This is a genomic window from Haliscomenobacter sp. (assembly GCF_965225875.1).
GTDB lineage: Bacteria > Bacteroidota > Bacteroidia > Chitinophagales > Saprospiraceae > Haliscomenobacter.
The window spans coordinates 2,825,457-2,843,142 of record NZ_CBDDBS010000002.1; the positions used below are offsets into that span (position 1 = coordinate 2,825,457).

The window sequence follows — 17,686 nt, forward strand, 5'->3', positions numbered from 1 at the left end:
ATGCTGAAATATTTACCGCTCACCTTATTGGTTTTCATTCAGGTTACCCTTATCCATGCACAGGTTGCAAGCAATGGAATGATTTCCGGACAAGTTCAACTTGAAAACAACAAGCCCGCCCTCAACGCCACTGTGGTTTTGGAACGCAGTGCGGATTCCGTGCTGGTAAAAACGGCTTTACCCAATGAAGATGGTGTTTTTGAGTTTGAAAACATCAAAGCGGGGACCTACGTCGTAGCCGTTTCACAGGTCGGTTATGGCAAAATCAAATCGGAGGTATTGACCATCGGCGAAAGCAATCAGCTGGTCAAATTGCCCCTGATTGTCTTGAGCCCTCAGGTACAGTCTTTGACCGGAGTCACCATTGAAGCCAAAAAACCATTCATCGAAAGAAAACTGGATAAACTGGTGGTGAATGTGGAAAACAGCATTGCCAGTGCGGGAAGCTCAGTGCTGGAAGTGCTGGAGCGGTCACCCGGAGTGATGGTCAATCAGGAAAGCTCCATCAACCTCAAAGGCAAACAGGGCGTAGTGGTGATGATTGATGGAAAGCCCTCTCCACTCTCTGGTGCGGATTTGGTAGCCTACCTCAAAAGTGTCCCAGCCTCCAACATTGCCACCATTGAAATCATTACCCAACCCTCCGCACGGTATGACGCGGCGGGCAATGCAGGCATCATCAACATCAAATTCAAAAAAGACCAACGCCAGGGCCTCAACGGCGCGCTGACCTTGAGTCTTGGCCAGGGTTTTTACAGCAAACCTTCGGCCAGCATGAATGCCAATTTCCGCAAAAAAAAGTGGAATGTTTTTGGCAATTATTCCCATGCCCAGCCACAGCATTTTACCCGTTTTTACATCAATCGGAAGTTTTTTGACGCCAACCAGGCCCTGCAATCCACTTTTGATCAAACCTCCTTCATCAAACAACCGATCAGCAGCGACAATACTCGCTTTGGAGTGGATTATTACCTGAACAAAAAAACGGTCATCGGGGGCCTCTTTAACCTCAACTGGAATGGCAGTGAACGCGATGGCCGCACCAATTCCCTGATCACCTTGCCCAGTGGCCAGTTGGATTACACCACTAAAACGGACATCCGCTTGAATGAAAACCGCTTCAATGGCTTTGGCAATTTTAATTTTAAACACACTTTTGATAGCACAGGCCGGGAGTTAACTACCGACCTTGACTACGGACAGTTCAAGGCCAATACCTTCCAAAACATCAACAATGCCAATTACAATGCCGGCAATGCCTTGATTGCGGGGGATAAACTGAACACTGACCAAAATGGCCTTATCACGGTACGATCTTTAAAAGCGGATTATGTAAACCCGCTTAAAAACAACGCCAAGTTTGAAGCGGGCATTAAGTTGAGCATCGTGGACTCGGACAATGATGTGAAATTTTTTGACGTCACCGAAGAGACGCCCGTACTGGATAAAAGCCGCTCCAATCACTTCATTTACCGGGAAAATGTGAATGCTGCCTACGTCAGTTTTGCCAAAACCTTTAAAAAATTTGACCTTCAGGCGGGGCTGCGTTTGGAACAAACTTCGACCCGAGGAGAACAATTGGCCACAGGTGAGGTGTTCAGCCGCAACTACGCCAACCTGTTTCCCAATTTTGTAATCAACCGGAAATTATCCGACAAACACCAACTTTCACTCTCCTACGCCAAAAGGATCGACCGCCCGAGTTACCGGCAATTGAATCCCTTCAAAATTTTTGTCGACCCCTATACCTACGTGGTGGGCGAACCAACCTTAAAACCGGTACTGACCAATTCCTACGAAGTGAACCATACTTTTTTAAACAAATACGTCACTTCCTTCAGCTACGCCAGCACCCGCGAGGTGATCACGGACATTTTTGTGCAGGACGATTTGACCAAAATCTCTTACCAAACCCCGGCCAACCTGCAGGATTTTGACCAGGTCAACCTTGGTGTTTTTATCCCCATTTCCATCAAAAAATGGCTGAACGCCAACCTCAATGCCAGTGTATACCGGAACCAATATTCCAGTCCGCTGCAAGGGGGCAATCTGATCAATGATTTCACCGCCTGGGATGCCAGTCTGAACAATACCATTACCCTGGGCAAAGGTTGGAGTGCTGAGTTGAGTGGCTTTTATCAGTCCAAAAATGCCTGGGGTTTGTTCATCATCCGCAATCTGGCGCAGGTTTCATCCGGCCTGCAAAAAGTATCCAAAGACAAAAACGCCACCTTCAAACTGGCCATCTCGGACATTTTTTACACCAACCGCATCGCAGTATTGGTCAAGTACCAAAACATGGACTTTTTCACCGACCGCACCTGGGATTCCAAAGTGGTCACGGCTTCGTATACACAGCGATTTGGGAAAAACACCGTTACCAGAGCCCGGCAACGCAATAGCGGGGTAGAAGATGAAAGAAGAAGGGTTGGGTAGGTGCCAGCCTGGACTGCATTTTTGATTGTTTGTCAATCCTGATAGTTATGAGCAGTGAAAAGTAATATCCAGCATTTTTGCAGCTTTCCTGCTTTAATTTAACCACGACTACGTTTATGCGCTTTGCGCTGTTGAGGCTTCGCTTCTCTTTGCTAAAAGCGACGCAATTGGAACACGGATGCCACGGATTAAACGGATTAGAACGGATTTTGACTCACCTTTGGTTCGTCCTTTTCCGCCTGCGGCGGAAAAAAATCCGTTTTTATCCGTGGCATCCGTGGCATCCGTGGCATCCGTGTTGCCATCATGCCGCTTTGGTTGAATTAAATCAAGTGTGAGCAATTATCATTATTATTTCTTACCGCTCGTTGCTATCGGGAATAATCAACATCACAGTGCATTTAAAGCTAGGAAAATATGAAAAAAATCATCTTCAGTCTAAGTCTCTTTTTGGGCTTAATACACCTTGTTTCTGCTCAAATCATGCCCCTGACCTCGGAGCCCGACGGAGGAAACAAAAAAGCCTGGGTAGCCGAACAAATTGGTATTGTCAAAATTGCGATCACTTATGGCCGACCAGGAGTTAAAGGAAGAGAAGGTAAAATTTGGGGTACCCCTGTGGCGCATTATGGCCTGGTAGATATGGGGCACGGCACCAGCTATGCAGTACCTTGGCGCGCCGGGGCCAACGAAAACACTACCATTTCTTTTTCGCATCGAGTAAAAATTGAAGGCAAGGATTTGGCTCCCGGGACTTATGGTTTTTTTATCATCAACGGAGAAACCGAAAGTACCCTCATTTTTTCCAATAACTCCACGTCCTGGGGTAGCTTTTATTACCAACCCGAAGCCGATGCCCTACGGGTGACGGTGAAAAACCAAAGCCTTCCGAGCAGCGTCGAATGGTTGAAATACGAATTCATCAATCAAACCGACAATTCGGCCACCATTGCCCTTTCCTGGGAAAAGCGGATGATCCCTTTTAAAGTGGAAGCGGAAACGCAAAAGTTACAAATCGAGGCCTTCAAAAAAGACTTACAAACCACCCGGTCGCCCGACGATTTTGTACAGGCCGCCAACTATTGCCTACGCAACAACATTGAACTAGAACAAGCCCTGGCCTGGATCGACCGAGGCATTTATTTCCGCGTCATGGGCGAAAAAACCTTCCGCACTTTGAGCACCAAAGCGGCCATTTTGAGCAAATTGAACCGGGCGGAGGAAGCCAAAAAAATAATGGAAGAAGCATTGCCGCTGGGAACAGTGCAAGATGTGCATTTTTATGGGCGGACACTACTTAGCTCGGGCCAGGTTCAGGATGCCTTTAAAGTGTTTAAGGCAAACTATGACAAATACCCCAACGTCTATACTACCAACGTAGGTTTGGGTCGGGCGTATTCGGCTTTAGGGGATTACAAAAATGCTGCCATCTATATGAAAGCGGCTCTGCCTCTGGCACCAGATAACTTGAATAAAACGAATGTGGAAGTAATGATCAAAAAATTGGAAGAGGGCAAAAATGTGAATTAGCCAGGTATAAAAAGCCCTAAAATTAGAGGAGGGGTACCTTGCCAAAAGCAAAGTACCCCTCCTGTTTTATAATCGCTCAGTTATTGTGCAGCCACCAGTTTGATCAAGTCCTGATCGTGGTGGTAACGGATTTGGCACAAGTTGTCAAAAAACATGGTAGCACCTTTGGCTTCAGTGTATTTTTCCCAGGCAGGAAGCCCAGCATGAGCGGGGTTTCCGGTGCGGGCAAAATTGATCCAGGATTGGCTCATTTTTGCCGCCAGGGCATAAGCCTCTTTGGTTGCTCCGGTCATTTCAGCACAACGGGCAATGTTGTTGAATACAAAAGGCAATTCCATACAGTGCATGGCCTTGTACTTGCCATCCATAACTGGCGACTGCCAAGTGAACAAATACATGTACACTGGGGCACCGCCCGCTAAAGACGATTTGACATTGGCCTGATTCACTGAACCTGGGCGGAACGTCATGTCTACATCCAACAGATCCGAAGGTTTTTTATCGGTAGGATAGGCCTTTTTTACTGCGGCAACAAAGGCTGTAGTTTTGTCGCCCTGCTGTTTTTTGATGTATTCCATTATCTGCTCCTGGCTGCCATTACTCAGTCCGGCACGGCCTGAAGCCATAAATTCGTTTTTCACTGTACCAATCAGCAGCGGAACGTTTTTGGACAATTCCAGCGCTTCGGGCGACATGGGTTGGTAAGGCAACAAATCGCCGTCAATGCTGGGACCCCAACTGAGTCCAAAACCTGGGATTGTTTTGCCTTCGGCCCGCATGCGCTCGGTGATATTCCGCAATGCCTGATTACCCGCAGCGCTCAATTGTGCAAAAGGGATTTTTTGAAGGCTATCAGCCTGATTGGGCGCCAGTTTGAGCACTTTGAGTACTTCAGCGGTAATGGCTTGGGTTTCCGTTTTTCCCATCATATTTGAACGGAAAGCTCCACTCTGGTTGATGGCTTTGTGGAACAAACCCTTGGCCGATGGCATGGCCATGAGGGTATTCACCTTGGCACCACCGCCGGATTGGCCGAAGATGGTTACGTTGTTGGGGTCGCCGCCAAAGTTGGCGATATTGGCTTTGACCCATTCCAGAGCCACCCGCATGTCGAGGATGCTCAGGTTGGCGGAGTTTTTGTACTTGTCGCCATAAGCCGAAAGGTCCAAATAGCCCAAAATGTTGAGGCGGTGGTTGATGGACACCACTACCACGTCGCCTTTTTTAGCCAGATTTTCGCCATCATAAGAAGGCAACTCCTGAGAAGAACCTGCGGTAAAGCCTCCTCCGTGGATCCAAAACATCACCGGGCGTTTTTTGCCGTCGCTGATGCTGGGAGTCCAAACGTTGACGCGCATGCAGTCTTCTCCGGGAAAACCCCAGCTGTGGTTGAACACAAATTCTGATTCGTCACCTGCTGCGGTTACGTTGGTGGGGGTCATCAGTGGTGCAACTGGCCCGTAAGTCATCGAACTGCGCACTCCTGTCCAGGGCTTGGGTTTTTGTGGCGATTCAAAACGCTTGGCCTCGGCGTAGGGAATGCCCTTGTAGGTAAAAATCCCGTTGTTGATGTAGCCCCGTACTTTACCGGCGTCGGTGTTGGCAACTGCTACGTTTTCGCCCGTGATCTGCTGTGCAAAAGCAGCAATGGCAGCTCCCACTAAAAGGAAGCTCAATCCTAGTTTTTTCATTGCGAATGGATGAAAGTTAAAGAAAGTTGAGAAGTTGAGTGGTTGAGAAGTTGAGGCTACCGCAGCGACATAGACACTGGCCGCTCTAAACTCCTCAACTTCTCAACCGCTCAACTGTAAGTTATTTATGTGTTGTAAATGGGCAAAAATTCTATTGTCTCAATTCGTGACAATAATAGCGCTATTTTTGAAAAAATCCTATTACTTTTGAGAAAAAAGGTTTGATAGCCCATTATGCAGAAGACTTCTCCACCTACCATCATTGATCATTTACCCCATCTCGCCTACGATTCGGTGATTTTTGGATTTTCTGGTACCCAGCTGAAAATCCTAATCATGGAATACCACAACACCAATATTTTTGCACTACCGGGAGGTTTTGTACAAAAAAATGAACACTTGAATGATGCGGTGAGGCGTGGCCTGAAGGAGCGGACCGGGCTGGACAATATTCACCTGGAGCAGTTTTACACCTTTGGTGATGCCGATCGGAACAATGCAGAGCCGATGCGGACCATTTTGATCAAAAACGGGCTTTCTCCCGAAAAATACCATTGGATGTTGGAGCGCTTCATTTCGGTGGCCTACTATGCCTTGATCAATTACAAGGATGTGGTGCCACAGCCGGATGCCTTGTCAGATTCTTGTCGTTGGTATCCCGTCAATGCCTTGCCGCCGCTGATGATGGATCACGCGCTGATCGTTGAAAAAGCCTTACAAACCCTGCGGGACAACCTGGATCGGAAATTGGCGAGGGGCAATCTGTTGCCACCTAAGTTTACCATGAAAGAATTGCAACAAGCTTATGAAGCGATCTTAGGCACCAAACTGTTGCGCACTACTTTTCAGCGCCGGATGTTGAGTTTGAACTTGTTGGAACGGCACGAGAAGCAATACTCGGGGGGAGCGCATAAGGCGCCGTATTTGTACAGTTTTATTAAGGGTTGAGAAGGTTTTTTAGCATACTACTGGACATTTTGCTCGGAGGACATGAATAGCCCCTGGCTTTAGCCTGGGGTCATGGAAACGCTCGCTTGATGGGCTTTAGCCCTAGCACTAATTTAAAACGAGGGCTAAAGCCCAATCAAGAGGATATTGCGCTGCCCCCAGGCTAAAGCCAGGGGCTATTCATGTCCTCCGCGCCTGAAAAACAAAAATGTCCAGTAGTGTGGTTTATTAGTTATTGTTTTACAATCCGTCTGACGGTTTTTTCACCCATAGTTTGTATGGTCAAGTTGTAAATGCCATTTGGTAAATTCGACAAATTCAGGCGATTGTTCTGTTGCGAAAGTAAGACTTGCCCTGTAGCGTTCGTGAGAAACAGGTTTTGTACTATCTCTTTGGCATCCACGACTATTTCTACACGGGTTGGATTGGGGTACACTTTAATATCTGAAGGCAGTGTATTGGAGAGCGTTAGCGCATTGCCTTGGATGCTGCTACCGTCTTTGACCGTTAAATCAAAGTAAGCATTAAGTCCCACGCCCGCCCTTGCAATATCCCAGCCTTGACTTGGAATTTGTGTGCTTTGGTCGGTTACTGCAAAATATTCCTTACCGTTGGAGTCCGAAATCAACCATCCAAAAGCTTCTTCCCGCTGACTTACGCTCCATTTGAATCGGGCAATTGTAAAACCCATAAATACTGATGTAATAAACCAAGCCTAAGTTTGCGAGGTATGCCCCCCACATCTTGTCATACTGCGCCCCAATAGTCAATTTCATGATGGTCAAACCAATATCAACCAAAATAAAAATGAAGTAGGCAATTAAGAAATTACGAATCCAGGAAAGATTCAGTGAAGGCAGATTGGAATAACGATTGGCACTCCACAATTGGTAAGCTGAGTTGATCTTGAAAAAACGACGGAGTTGGAAAGCGAACAATAAAACATTGCAAAAGCTAAATAAGGCGTCAATATTGTAGCGATTGTTTACCTCAAACCACCACCATTTTGCAAACTCTTTCCCCTGTACTGCTACTACGAGATGGTAAACAAAATAAATAAGGTAGAGCCAATAGTGTTTCAGGTCTTGAAAACGCATTCTCCATTGGCTGTTTAATCGGCTTTGTAAAAACAGAAAAACCGTTGGCAAAACCGCTAATTCCATCCCATTCCAGGGATAGAATGTGAGTTGATTCCACAGCAAACCGATTCCTAACCAACCCAATAGATGTGGTACAGCACTAAAGCCCATAATGAACGTGAGGCAGGCCAAAATAACATCTGAGTGATTGTTTTGTGTGACAGCTCTGATCGCCAGGATAAACGTAAAAAGTACTGACTGAATCAAAGTCAACAATAGAATGATAGCATAAAAATTAAAGATTGGTTCAGCCATTTTTTTATTTCTACTTGAAGCTCTATCTCAAAACAAGCTTCCCTGCCGCCCAAAACTCATTGGGTTTTCCAATTCCAGCAGACGCCGCTTCATATCCAAACCATAATAATAGCCGTGCAAATCACCATTGCTGGCAATACAACGGTGACAAGGCACGATGATGGCAATGGGATTGTGGGCATTGGCCTGCCCTACGGCCCGAACGGAATCTGGGTTATTCAGCGCTTTGGCGATGGCCAGGTAAGAGGTGGTATGGCCATAAGGGATTTTGAGCAGTTCCTGCCAAACGGCGAGATTGAACTCGGGTGCACCGCTGAAATCGAGCTTCAGATCAAACACATCTCGTTTGCGCTGAAAATACTCATCCAGTTGTTGCACACATTCCCGCAATTCTGGTGGGGCCTCCTCGCTGGGACAGGTTTCTTTTTTGGTCAACTTGACCGAAGTAATGCCCAATTCACTGCCTTTGATTTCAATGCAGCCGAAGGGAGAAGCGAAGTAGGTTTGTTGCAACATTTTTTGTGCCTTTCAATTGCTCAAGTTCAAACTTTTTCAACAAATGCACAAGCTTTAGCCCACACTACTGGAGATTTTTGTTTTTCAGACTCGGAGGGACCATGAATAGCCCCTGGCTTTAGCCTGGGGTTGGCGTAATACCCTCCAATCTGGGCTTTAGCCCTAACTTGAAAATAAAGGCTGTGGCTAAAGCCCAAACTAGGGGAGCCTCCATGACCCCAGGCTAAAGCCAGGGGCTATTCATGTCCTCCGAGCAAAATGTCCAGTAGTGTGGTTTTAGCCTTACTTCTTGTGGCGACTCTCCAATATTTTCACCACATCACCCAATTCATACCCCTTGGCGGACAACAAGATCAGGTAGTGAAACAACAAGTCGGCAGCTTCATTCAAGAACAAATCGGCGTTGTTGTCTTTGGCCTCAATGACCAATTCTACTGCTTCTTCGCCTACTTTTTGGGCGATTTTGTTGATGCCTCTTTTGAACAGAGAAGTGGTATAGGAATTGTCATCCGGCTGGTCGCGGCGCTGGCGGATCACATTTTCGAGTTGCTGCAAAAAGTCGTTGGAATGGTTCTTTTCATTCCAGCAAGTATCCGCACCAGTATGGCAGGTTGGTCCATCTGGGCGGGCTTTGATCAGGAGTGTATCCTGGTCACAATCCACGGCAATATCAACGAGGTGCAAAAAATTATTGCTGCTTTCCCCTTTGGTCCAAAGGCGTTCTTTGGAGCGGCTGAAAAAAGTAACTTTCCCTTCAGCCAGGGTTTGATCGAGTGCGGCGCGGTTCATGTAGCCCAGCATGAGCACCTTGTTGCTGAGGTGATCCTGGATAATGGCAGGCACTAAACCTCCAGATTTTTGAAAATCAACACTGTTTGGGTCGAAATTGAAAGACATTGTATCTGTTGAATTTGCCGCAAATTAACACCCAAATGTCCAAAGACCCAAAAAAAGCCTGTACATTGTATCATTAACCCAAGATTATGACCTTTCAGGAAAGTGGTTTGCGGTTTCATTTTCCATCCGACTGGTTGGTGCGCAAGTTTGACAGCCACCACTTTTACCGTGGGCTGAGTGGTTTTGGGTTCAAGGGAGTGGACTTTATTGCCCTGCCTCCTGATGGCCCTTTGTTGCTGATCGAGATCAAAAATTATTTCAATCGCGATCCCCGGGTCAATGCTCCAGTTCCACCTGAACAATTGCCAGCTCCGGATATACTGGCCGATAAACTACAAAAAAAATCAGCAGATACCCTGGAGGCTATCGACGCCATTCAACGTTATTACCGCCGACTTTGGACTTATCGTTTTTTTTTATCCTGGTCTTTTCGTTTGCGGCGCAGCCGATCGGAGTGGGTGTTTTGGACCCTGGCTTTTCAACGGGCGCATAGCGAGCGGCAAGCGCAATTTGTATGCTGGTTGGAATCGGATGATGGCCAAACCGATTGGCGGGAAACCCTCAGCAGCCAGCTAAAAGCGCTTACTTTTGACCCTCCTTTTGAGCCACTGATTGTTTCTATTGCAAACAATCCTTTTTATCCTGAAGTAAAAGTAGAGTTATTGCCCTAATACCTTTAGACCACATAAGCAGAAAGTCATTCAAACCAAAGGTTTTGCAATTCCCTAACAATATTGTAGTTTAGCACTCAAAGTGTGTCAACATGGGAATGGTTTATAGTTTTTTTCTTTGTCTTTCTAGCCTTTTTAGCAGCAATGAGCAAGAACCCAAAGGGCCGGAACCCCGTTATTACGAAATCCAGATTCACCAGGCCGAACCCGGTAGGTTGAAGTATTTGCAAAACCGCTACCGCCAATTTGCTATACCGCTGTACCGCAAACACAACATTCAGGTTGAGGGTTTCTGGTCGCCAGTTGACCCAAAAGATGAGCGGATAGTAAGCGTTTTGTCCTACTACAGTCAGGCTTCCTGGCTGCGTTCCACCAAGGATTTTTTGCGGGATCCCAAGTGGAAAAAAGGTATTGAGGATTCTGAATCCGTAGGCCGCCTGGAAGCTCGCTCCGATAAATCTTTTATGCGACTGACTGATTTTTCCGCGGCCAAGTTTCCACGGAATGGTACTAAAGGCCGGGTGTTTGAATTGCGAACCTATTATGCTACTCCCGGAAAGTTGCCCAATCTTCTGGAGCGTTTTCGCAACCACACACGCAAACTTTTTGAAAAATATGGCATGACCAACCTTTGGTACTGGACCGTGGTGGATGCTTACCCTGCGCAGGAAACCTTGATTTATATGCTGGCCCATCCCAGTCAGGAAGCGGGTTTGAAAGCTTTTACCGATTTTCGGAACGACCCCGAGTGGATCAAGGTGCGCAAAGATTCGGAAGACAAGGCTGGAGGCTCCTTGACACTCAAGGTGGAGTCGCTGTATTTAAAGCCTTTGGATTTTTCACCCATTAAATAGCCAAGCAGTGGGCAAAATAAGTGCTTTATTTTATCGCCCCAACAAGCTTAAAAACACTTTCAACACCGGATTGGGATTCTCCTTTTCCCACAAAGCCGTGATCTCTGCTCTTTGTGGAATGTCCTTCAATTCAATAAACTTTACTGCGAGTGTGGTCACCCGACTAAAAGAGGTAGGTAAAAAGGAGATACCCAGCTTTTTTTCAATCAGTTGCAGTACGGTATGGCCGTGCACGGTTTCATGAACGATGTTGGGGAAAAATCCCGCGTCTTCACAAATACTCAATTGTTGATTGTGGTAGGCTGCGCCATCCTGACGGGTGGTAAGGATGAATTTTTCCTGGGCGAATGCTTGCAAGCCCTCAAAATTGTGGGTATCGATTGGATGATCAGCAGGCAAAACCAGTGAAAAAGTTTCCTGGTACATCAAGCGGCTATCCCAACGTTTGTCAAAAGGAGGATTGCGTACAAAGGCCACATCCAGCATCCCTTTTTGCATGGCTTCCAGTTGGGAGGCGGTAGTCATTTCCGATAAGTAGGTTTGAATGAGTGGGTATTGCTGGTTGAGCGCCACTAAAATCTCTGGCAAAAAGGTGTGGATGCAAGAACCCACGTACCCTAGGCGAATTTCCCCGTGCTCTCCCCTTTCAATCATGGGCAAGTGATTGCGGATCTCTTCGATTTGCCCCAGAATGCGTTGGGCTTCTTCCCAAAAATAGACTCCGGCAGGGGTCAGACTCACTTTGCGTTTGGTACGTTCCAACAAAGTCACCTTCAGTTCTTTTTCCAGTTCCTGGATCTGCTTACTCAAGGCAGGTTGCACGATAAATAGTTTGCTCGCTGCCCGCCCAAAATGCAACTCATTGGCCAGGGTGACGAAATAACGTAGATGTCGCAGCTCCATTAATCACTTTTTTTGATTAAAAATGCAAAAAAATACCATTTAGAGCAATTAATAAGGGAATGTAATTTTGTGGGACCAAATAAAACCAATACACATGCCTGCAGTCCTGGATCGAGTGATTAAAACGAGTGTGCATGAAATCGGCTCCACCGAATTGACCCTGGAGCTGATCAAAACCATTGTACAAGAACGTTGGCAATTGGCCTTGGCCCCAGCGGCGAAAGCTCGTATCCAGGATTGTAGAACCTATCTCGATCAAAAACTGGCCAGCTCGGAGCAATTGTTTTATGGCATCAATACCGGCTTTGGGTACCTGCAAAATGTGCGCATCAACCGGGCAGAAACCAGCGATTTGCAGTACAATTTGCTGCAATCCCACGCCTGTGGTTTGGGCGAAGAAGTGCCAGCGGATATTGTACGCCTGATGCTTTTGTTCAAAATCGAGTCCTTGGCACAAGGCTATTCCGCCGTGCAACTGAACACCGTTGAACGCCTGATCGATTTTTTCAACCACGACCTTTTGCCCGTCGTATTCACCCAGGGCTCACTGGGTGCCTCGGGTGATTTGGCTCCGCTTTCACACCTCAGCCTACCCCTGATTGGATTGGGAACAATGACGGTTAAAGGTAAAAAAGTGCCTGCTGCGCAGGTGCTGGCCCAACACGGTTGGCACCCCATCCAACTCCAGGCTAAAGAGGGCATCGCACTGATCAACGGCACCCAGTTCATGCTGGCCTACGGGTTTTACAACCTGATCCAGGCCGAACGTGCGCTGCAGTTGGCCGATCTCATTGCGGCCATGAGCATTGATGCCTTTGATGGAAGTTTACAACCTTTCCACGAACGTTTGCACCAAATCCGTCCCCATCCCGGACAAATCGACACCGCCTCAAAAATTCGCCAATACCTGAGTGGCAGCAGCATTGCCGAAAAGACCAAGGAGCAAGTCCAGGACCCCTACTCTTTTCGCTGCATTCCCCAGGTGCATGGCGCTTCCAAAGACGTTTTTGCCCAAACCCTCACAGTGATGACCCGCGAGGCCAATGCAGTGACCGACAACCCCAATGTCTTTCCCGACGATGATCTGATTCTTTCCGGCGGCAATTTTCATGGCCAACCGCTAGCCATGGCACTCGATTTTTTGAGCATTGCCATGGCTGAAATCGGCAGCATTTCGGAGCGACGTACCTATCAATTGTTGTCTGGTCAACGGGGTTTACCCTTGTTTTTGATCAAAAACCCTGGCTTGCACTCCGGCTTGATGATTCCCCAATACACTGCGGCGGGGATCGTGAGTGAAAACAAACAGCTCTGTACGCCCGCTTCAGTTGATTCGATAGTATCTTCCAATGGGCAGGAAGACCACGTCAGTATGGGCGCCAATGCAGCCGTCAAATGTGCCCGCGTGTTGAACAATGTGTACAAGGTATTGGCCATTGAACTTTTGACTGCGGCTCAGGCGCTGGAGTTTCGGCGACCTTTGACCAGTTCAAGCCAGGTGGAAGATTTACACCAGGCATTTCGAAAATTAGTCTCCTTTAATGAGGCTGATCGGGTATTGGCCGATGACTTACAACTAAGCATCTCCTTCATCAATCGTTATAAATGGACAACCCATGTTGCTTGAAACCATAAATCAGTATAAAACGCCCACCGGCAGCACCCTGCAATGCAAGGGTTGGATTCAAGAGGCCGCCCTGCGCATGTTGCTCAACAACATTGATCCCGAGGTAGCCGAACGGCCTGAAGAACTCATCGTGTACGGTGGTCGTGGAAAGGCCGCCCGCAACCATGCCGCTTTGGACCTGATCATCAAGGCGCTCAAAAACCTGAACAACGATGAGACCTTACTCATCCAGTCGGGCAAACCAGTCGGCGTGCTCCCTACTCACCCCGATGCACCCCGGGTAATCATTTCCAATTCCCAACTGGTACCGAATTGGGCCAACTGGGAACACTTCAACGAGTTGGAGAAAAAGGGACTGATGATGTACGGTCAGATGACCGCAGGCTCCTGGATTTACATTGGTTCTCAGGGGATTGTTCAAGGTACCTATGAAACCTTTGCTGCAATCGCCAATCAACATTTTGGTGGCACCTTACGCGGCACGCTGTCCGTTACGGCGGGTTTGGGTGGTATGGGTGGAGCTCAGCCTCTGGCCGTGACCATGAACGATGGGGTTTGCCTGGTGGCCGAAGCAGAAGAATGGCGCATCCAAAAACGCCTGCAAACCCGCTACCTGGATGAACAAATGGAGTCCATCGATGCGGCGATTGACCGGGCATTGGAATTGCGCAAACTGGGTGAAAAACGCTCCATTGGGGTGCATTGCAACATTGTGGATTTATTGGAGCGGATGTTGGAACGCAACATCACCCCGGATATTCTAACCGACCAAACCTCGGCACACGACCCGATCATTGGGTACTTTCCACACGAGATCAGTGTTGAACAAGCCAATATCCTGCGAACTGAAAACCCCGAGCAATACCTGGAAATGGCCTATCGCTCCATTGTCCGGCACGTAGAGTTGATGATTGAACTGCAAAAACGCGGGGCTGTCACCTTTGATTATGGCAACAACCTGCGGGGTCGGGCGGCTGAAAAAGGGTTGAAAAATGCTTTTGATTTCCCCGGCTTTGTTCCAGCTTACATTCGCCCCCTGTTTTGTGAAGGCAAAGGACCTTTCCGCTGGGCTGCACTTTCTGGCGATCCAGAAGACATTCGGGTCACCGACGAGCTCATCCTGAAACTGTTTCCTGAAAATCACTCCCTGCACCGCTGGATTCACAAGGCGCAGGAACAAATTGCTTTCCAGGGGCTACCTGCCCGGATTTGCTGGTTGGGATTGGGCGAACGGGAAAAAGCTGGACTGGCCTTCAATGAACTGGTGAGGCAGGGTAAGGTAAAAGCTCCGATTGTGATTGGGCGCGATCACCTCGATACAGGTTCGGTGGCTTCCCCCAATCGCGAAACCGAAGCCATGCTCGACGGTTCAGACGCCGTAGCCGATTGGCCGATCCTCAACGCTCTGATCAATACAGCGGGTGGCGCCAGCTGGGTGTCCTTGCACCACGGCGGTGGGGTAGGTATGGGCTACTCCATCCATGCCGGGATGGTAATCGTGGCCGATGGTACCGAAGAGGCTGCGCGCCGCCTCAAGCGGGTACTGCACAACGACCCTGCGATGGGGGTTATTCGCCATGCGGACGCTGGGTATGATATTGCGAAGGATGTGGCGCGGCAACATCGTTTGGAATTGAAATAGAAGAACTATTAATGAACCACCTTAGGCACCTTAGAACACCTCAGAAGTATACTCCTAAGGTGTTCTAAGGTGCCTAAGGTGGTTCACTAAAACTTAGCTGGTTAAAATTGCCACCTCCATGCTTTTGACCAATATCAAATACTTATTGGGTGTACATACTGAAACCAAAGCTTTGCGTGGTCAGGCACTGGGGCAATTGCCCAGTATCGAGCAAGCTTACCTGCGCATAGAAGGCACTCAGATCGTGGACTACGGTCCAATGAGTGCATTAAAAACTTACGAAAGCCCCACTCAGACTCAAGACCTGAGCGGTCGGTACGTACTGCCATGTTGGTGTGATTCGCATACCCACCTGGTTTTTGCAGGCAGCCGTGAGCAGGAATTTGTGGACAAAATCCGCGGACTTACTTATGCGGAGATCGCTCAAAAAGGCGGAGGAATTTTGAATTCAGCCCAGTTACTGCAAAAAACACCAGCCGAAGTACTGTTCCAACAAGCCTGGAAACGATTGGAGGCCTTAAAAAAACTAGGCACTGGCGCGATTGAAATCAAAAGTGGCTATGGGCTGACTCCCGAAGCAGAAATAAAAATGCTACGGGTAATCAAACGCCTCAAGCAGGAAGCAAATATTCCGATCAAAGCCACCTTTTTAGGCGCACATGCTTTTCCAACTGTGTTTAAAGATGATCGGCGTGGTTACATCCGCCAAATCATTGAAGAAATGTTGCCAGTCATTGCCCTCGAAGGATTGGCCGACTACATCGATGTATTTTGCGAACAAGGTTTTTTTACACCAGCTGAAACCGCACAGATTTTAGAGGCCGGTCGACGCTACGGGTTAAAAGCCAAGTTACACGCCAATCAATTGCACAATTCAGGGGGAGTGCAAGTGGGGATTCAGGCGGGAGCGGTTTCGGTAGATCACCTGGAAAACATTGGTCCAGAAGAAGTTCAACTTTTGGCCCAACATCCTACGATTGCAACCTTGCTGCCTTCAGCCGCTTTTTTCCTGCGTTTACCATACCCTCCGGCGCGGCAGTTGATCGAAGCGGGGGCGGCAGTGGCCTTGGCTACTGACTTCAATCCGGGCTCTTCGCCAAGTGGCAATATGCCATTTCTGGTCGCATTGAGTTGTATCCAAATGCGGATGCTGCCCGAAGAAGCCATCAATGCAGCAACTTTTAATGGAGCTTGTGCGATGGAAGTACAAGAGGAAGTAGGGAGTATTGCGGTGGGCAAAAGGGCCAACTTGATGGTGACCAAAGCGATGCCTTCGTTGGCGTATCTGCCTTATGCTTTTGGCAGCAATTTGATTGAACAAGTATTGATTAATGGGAGTGTGTATCATCGGGAGTTGTGATCCCGAAGCGACATTTTTATTAGCACAAAGAACACAAAGTGGGCACAGAGGACACAAAGAGTCGTCAACGTCTAACTTTGTGTCCTTTGTGCCCACTTTGTGTCCTTTGTGCTAAAAAAATGTCGCTTTGGCGTTGCAAAAACTCGAGATGATGCACGTTCTTTCAACGTTGAACCATGCATTTTCATCCCGCTAACCTCACCGACGTCCAATCCCGTACCCGCATCCGCCCATATGAAACCAAGTTAGGTGAACGCATCCTGGTTCAAGCTGAGCTCGAATCCTCCGGCCCTCGGTTTGCCTTATTTGGCGTAAAAGAAGACCTGGGTGCCCGCGCCAATTTTGGCCTGGGTGGTGCAGCTACGGCATGGGATGCTTTTCTAAACGCCTTTCTGAACGTGCAAGACACGCCATTTTTGCGGGGCCAGGAAATTCAATTGTTGGGGCATTTTGATTTTACGGTTTTGCCAAATCATACCGATGTAGCCTTGATGCGGCAACAAGTAGAGCAGATCGATGCCGAGGTCAGTGCATTGGTTAGCCAGATTGTGGGCGCCGGGAAAATCCCTTTGATCATTGGAGGAAGCCACGCCGGAGCCTATGCCAACCTGAAGGGAGCAGCCCTGGGCATGAGAAAAAACAAGCCCGATGCAGTGGTGAATTGTATCAATCTGGATGCGCATTCCGATTATCGCATAATGGAAGGTAGGCATAGTGGCAATGGTTTTCGTTACGCGCAGGAAGAGGGGTATTTGCAAGGGTATTCCATCTTGGGTTTGCATGAAAACTATACCCCTGAAACCATTTTAGAGGATTTACAACAGCATCCTGGTATCCAGTTTTCAACCTGGGAAGACATCTTTTTGCGGGAGAAACTAAACTTTGCTCAAGCCCTGGAGCAATCTATTGCCTTTACGCAGCGTGGAGGAAATCGGGTAGGGATTGAGTTGGATGTAGATTGTATCGAAAATGTATTGTCCAGTGCCCTAACCCCGAGCGGCATCAGTACCCAACAAGTCCGGTATTATTTGTACCAAACGGCTCGGCGTTGTGAAATTGCCTACTTGCACATTTGTGAGGCCGCTACTAGTTTGGAAAACGGTTTAGAAAACCGCAGTACGGGAAAACTATTGAGTTACTTGGTTAGCGATTTTGTAAAAGGATATCTGGAGCGAAATCCATAAAATAAAAAAACCGCATTGGTCTATTGATCAACG

15 protein-coding genes are annotated in these 17,686 nt (G+C 47.9%); 9 read left to right on the top strand and 6 right to left on the bottom strand.

Translation table 11 applies throughout. The annotated features are described in order from the left end of the window. Positions 1–2,436: an outer membrane beta-barrel protein gene (locus ACO08K_RS13965; RefSeq protein WP_421797018.1), complete on the top strand. Its 2,436-nt coding sequence runs from the start codon at positions 1–3 to the stop codon at positions 2,434–2,436. Positions 2,437–2,853: 417 nt separating this feature from the next. Then, positions 2,854–3,966 (top strand): DUF2911 domain-containing protein, encoded by a 1,113-nt coding sequence (locus ACO08K_RS13970; protein ID WP_421797019.1) that lies wholly within the window; start codon positions 2,854–2,856, stop codon positions 3,964–3,966. Positions 3,967–4,046: 80 nt separating this feature from the next. On the opposite strand, the gene ACO08K_RS13975 is transcribed toward ACO08K_RS13970, so the two are convergent. Next, positions 4,047–5,657 carry a carboxylesterase/lipase family protein gene (locus ACO08K_RS13975; protein WP_421797020.1) on the bottom strand — a complete coding sequence of 537 codons (1,611 nt, stop codon included), beginning with the start codon at positions 5,655–5,657 and terminating at the stop codon, positions 4,047–4,049. Positions 5,658–5,891: 234 nt separating this feature from the next. On the opposite strand from ACO08K_RS13975, the gene ACO08K_RS13980 reads away from it, so the two are divergent. Further along, positions 5,892–6,605 carry an NUDIX hydrolase gene (locus ACO08K_RS13980; RefSeq protein ID WP_421797021.1) on the top strand — a complete coding sequence of 238 codons (714 nt, stop codon included), beginning with the start codon at positions 5,892–5,894 and terminating at the stop codon, positions 6,603–6,605. Between the two features lie 232 nt (positions 6,606–6,837). Here the strand turns inward: ACO08K_RS13980 and ACO08K_RS13985 are convergent, their stop codons facing one another. The 4 genes from ACO08K_RS13985 to hisIE all read right to left on the bottom strand — a co-directional run bounded on the left by ACO08K_RS13985 (position 6,838) and on the right by hisIE (position 9,412). Further along, on the bottom strand, positions 6,838–7,296 hold the full coding sequence (locus tag ACO08K_RS13985; protein ID WP_421797022.1) for a T9SS type A sorting domain-containing protein: 459 nt from the start codon (positions 7,294–7,296) through the stop codon (positions 6,838–6,840). Next, a complete protein-coding gene (locus ACO08K_RS13990; protein WP_421797023.1) occupies positions 7,211–7,999 on the bottom strand; it encodes a hypothetical protein in 789 nt (262 codons plus the stop codon). Before ACO08K_RS13990 ends, ACO08K_RS13985 begins: the two co-directional genes overlap by 86 nt. A 27-nt stretch (positions 8,000–8,026) precedes the next feature. Continuing rightward, complete coding sequence (locus ACO08K_RS13995) at positions 8,027–8,515, bottom strand: methylated-DNA--[protein]-cysteine S-methyltransferase (protein WP_421797024.1); 489 nt, start codon at positions 8,513–8,515, stop codon at positions 8,027–8,029. Between the two features lie 282 nt (positions 8,516–8,797). Continuing rightward, entirely contained in the window at positions 8,798–9,412 is a 615-nt protein-coding gene (hisIE, locus tag ACO08K_RS14000) for a bifunctional phosphoribosyl-AMP cyclohydrolase/phosphoribosyl-ATP diphosphatase HisIE (protein ID WP_421797025.1), read from the bottom strand. A gap of 86 nt (positions 9,413–9,498) precedes the next feature. Here hisIE and ACO08K_RS14005 point away from each other — a divergent pair, with 86 nt between their 5' ends. Both ACO08K_RS14005 and ACO08K_RS14010 read left to right on the top strand, forming a co-directional pair. Continuing rightward, positions 9,499–10,083: a hypothetical protein gene (locus tag ACO08K_RS14005; RefSeq protein WP_421797026.1), complete on the top strand. Its 585-nt coding sequence runs from the start codon at positions 9,499–9,501 to the stop codon at positions 10,081–10,083. Between the two features lie 92 nt (positions 10,084–10,175). Continuing rightward, entirely contained in the window at positions 10,176–10,937 is a 762-nt protein-coding gene (locus tag ACO08K_RS14010; RefSeq protein WP_421797027.1) for an NIPSNAP family protein, read from the top strand. Between the two features lie 30 nt (positions 10,938–10,967). On the opposite strand, the gene ACO08K_RS14015 is transcribed toward ACO08K_RS14010, so the two are convergent. Next, positions 10,968–11,840 carry a LysR family transcriptional regulator gene (locus ACO08K_RS14015; protein WP_421797028.1) on the bottom strand — a complete coding sequence of 291 codons (873 nt, stop codon included), beginning with the start codon at positions 11,838–11,840 and terminating at the stop codon, positions 10,968–10,970. 94 nt (positions 11,841–11,934) lie between these two features. On the opposite strand from ACO08K_RS14015, the gene hutH reads away from it, so the two are divergent. The 4 genes from hutH (at position 11,935) to ACO08K_RS14035 (ending at position 17,653) form a co-directional block, all read left to right on the top strand. After that, positions 11,935–13,467, top strand: coding sequence for a histidine ammonia-lyase (gene hutH / locus ACO08K_RS14020; RefSeq protein WP_421797029.1), 1,533 nt, complete (start codon positions 11,935–11,937; stop codon positions 13,465–13,467). Beyond that, positions 13,457–15,109 carry a urocanate hydratase gene (hutU, locus tag ACO08K_RS14025; protein WP_421797030.1) on the top strand — a complete coding sequence of 551 codons (1,653 nt, stop codon included), beginning with the start codon at positions 13,457–13,459 and terminating at the stop codon, positions 15,107–15,109. Before hutH ends, hutU begins: the two co-directional genes overlap by 11 nt. Positions 15,110–15,227: 118 nt before the next feature. Next, entirely contained in the window at positions 15,228–16,469 is a 1,242-nt protein-coding gene (gene hutI, locus ACO08K_RS14030; protein WP_421797031.1) for an imidazolonepropionase, read from the top strand. Between the two features lie 176 nt (positions 16,470–16,645). Beyond that, the gene (locus ACO08K_RS14035; RefSeq protein WP_421797032.1) at positions 16,646–17,653 is read left to right on the top strand and encodes a formimidoylglutamase; all 1,008 of its coding nucleotides are present in this window, start codon (positions 16,646–16,648) and stop codon (positions 17,651–17,653) included. Positions 17,654–17,686: the final 33 nt, after the last annotated feature.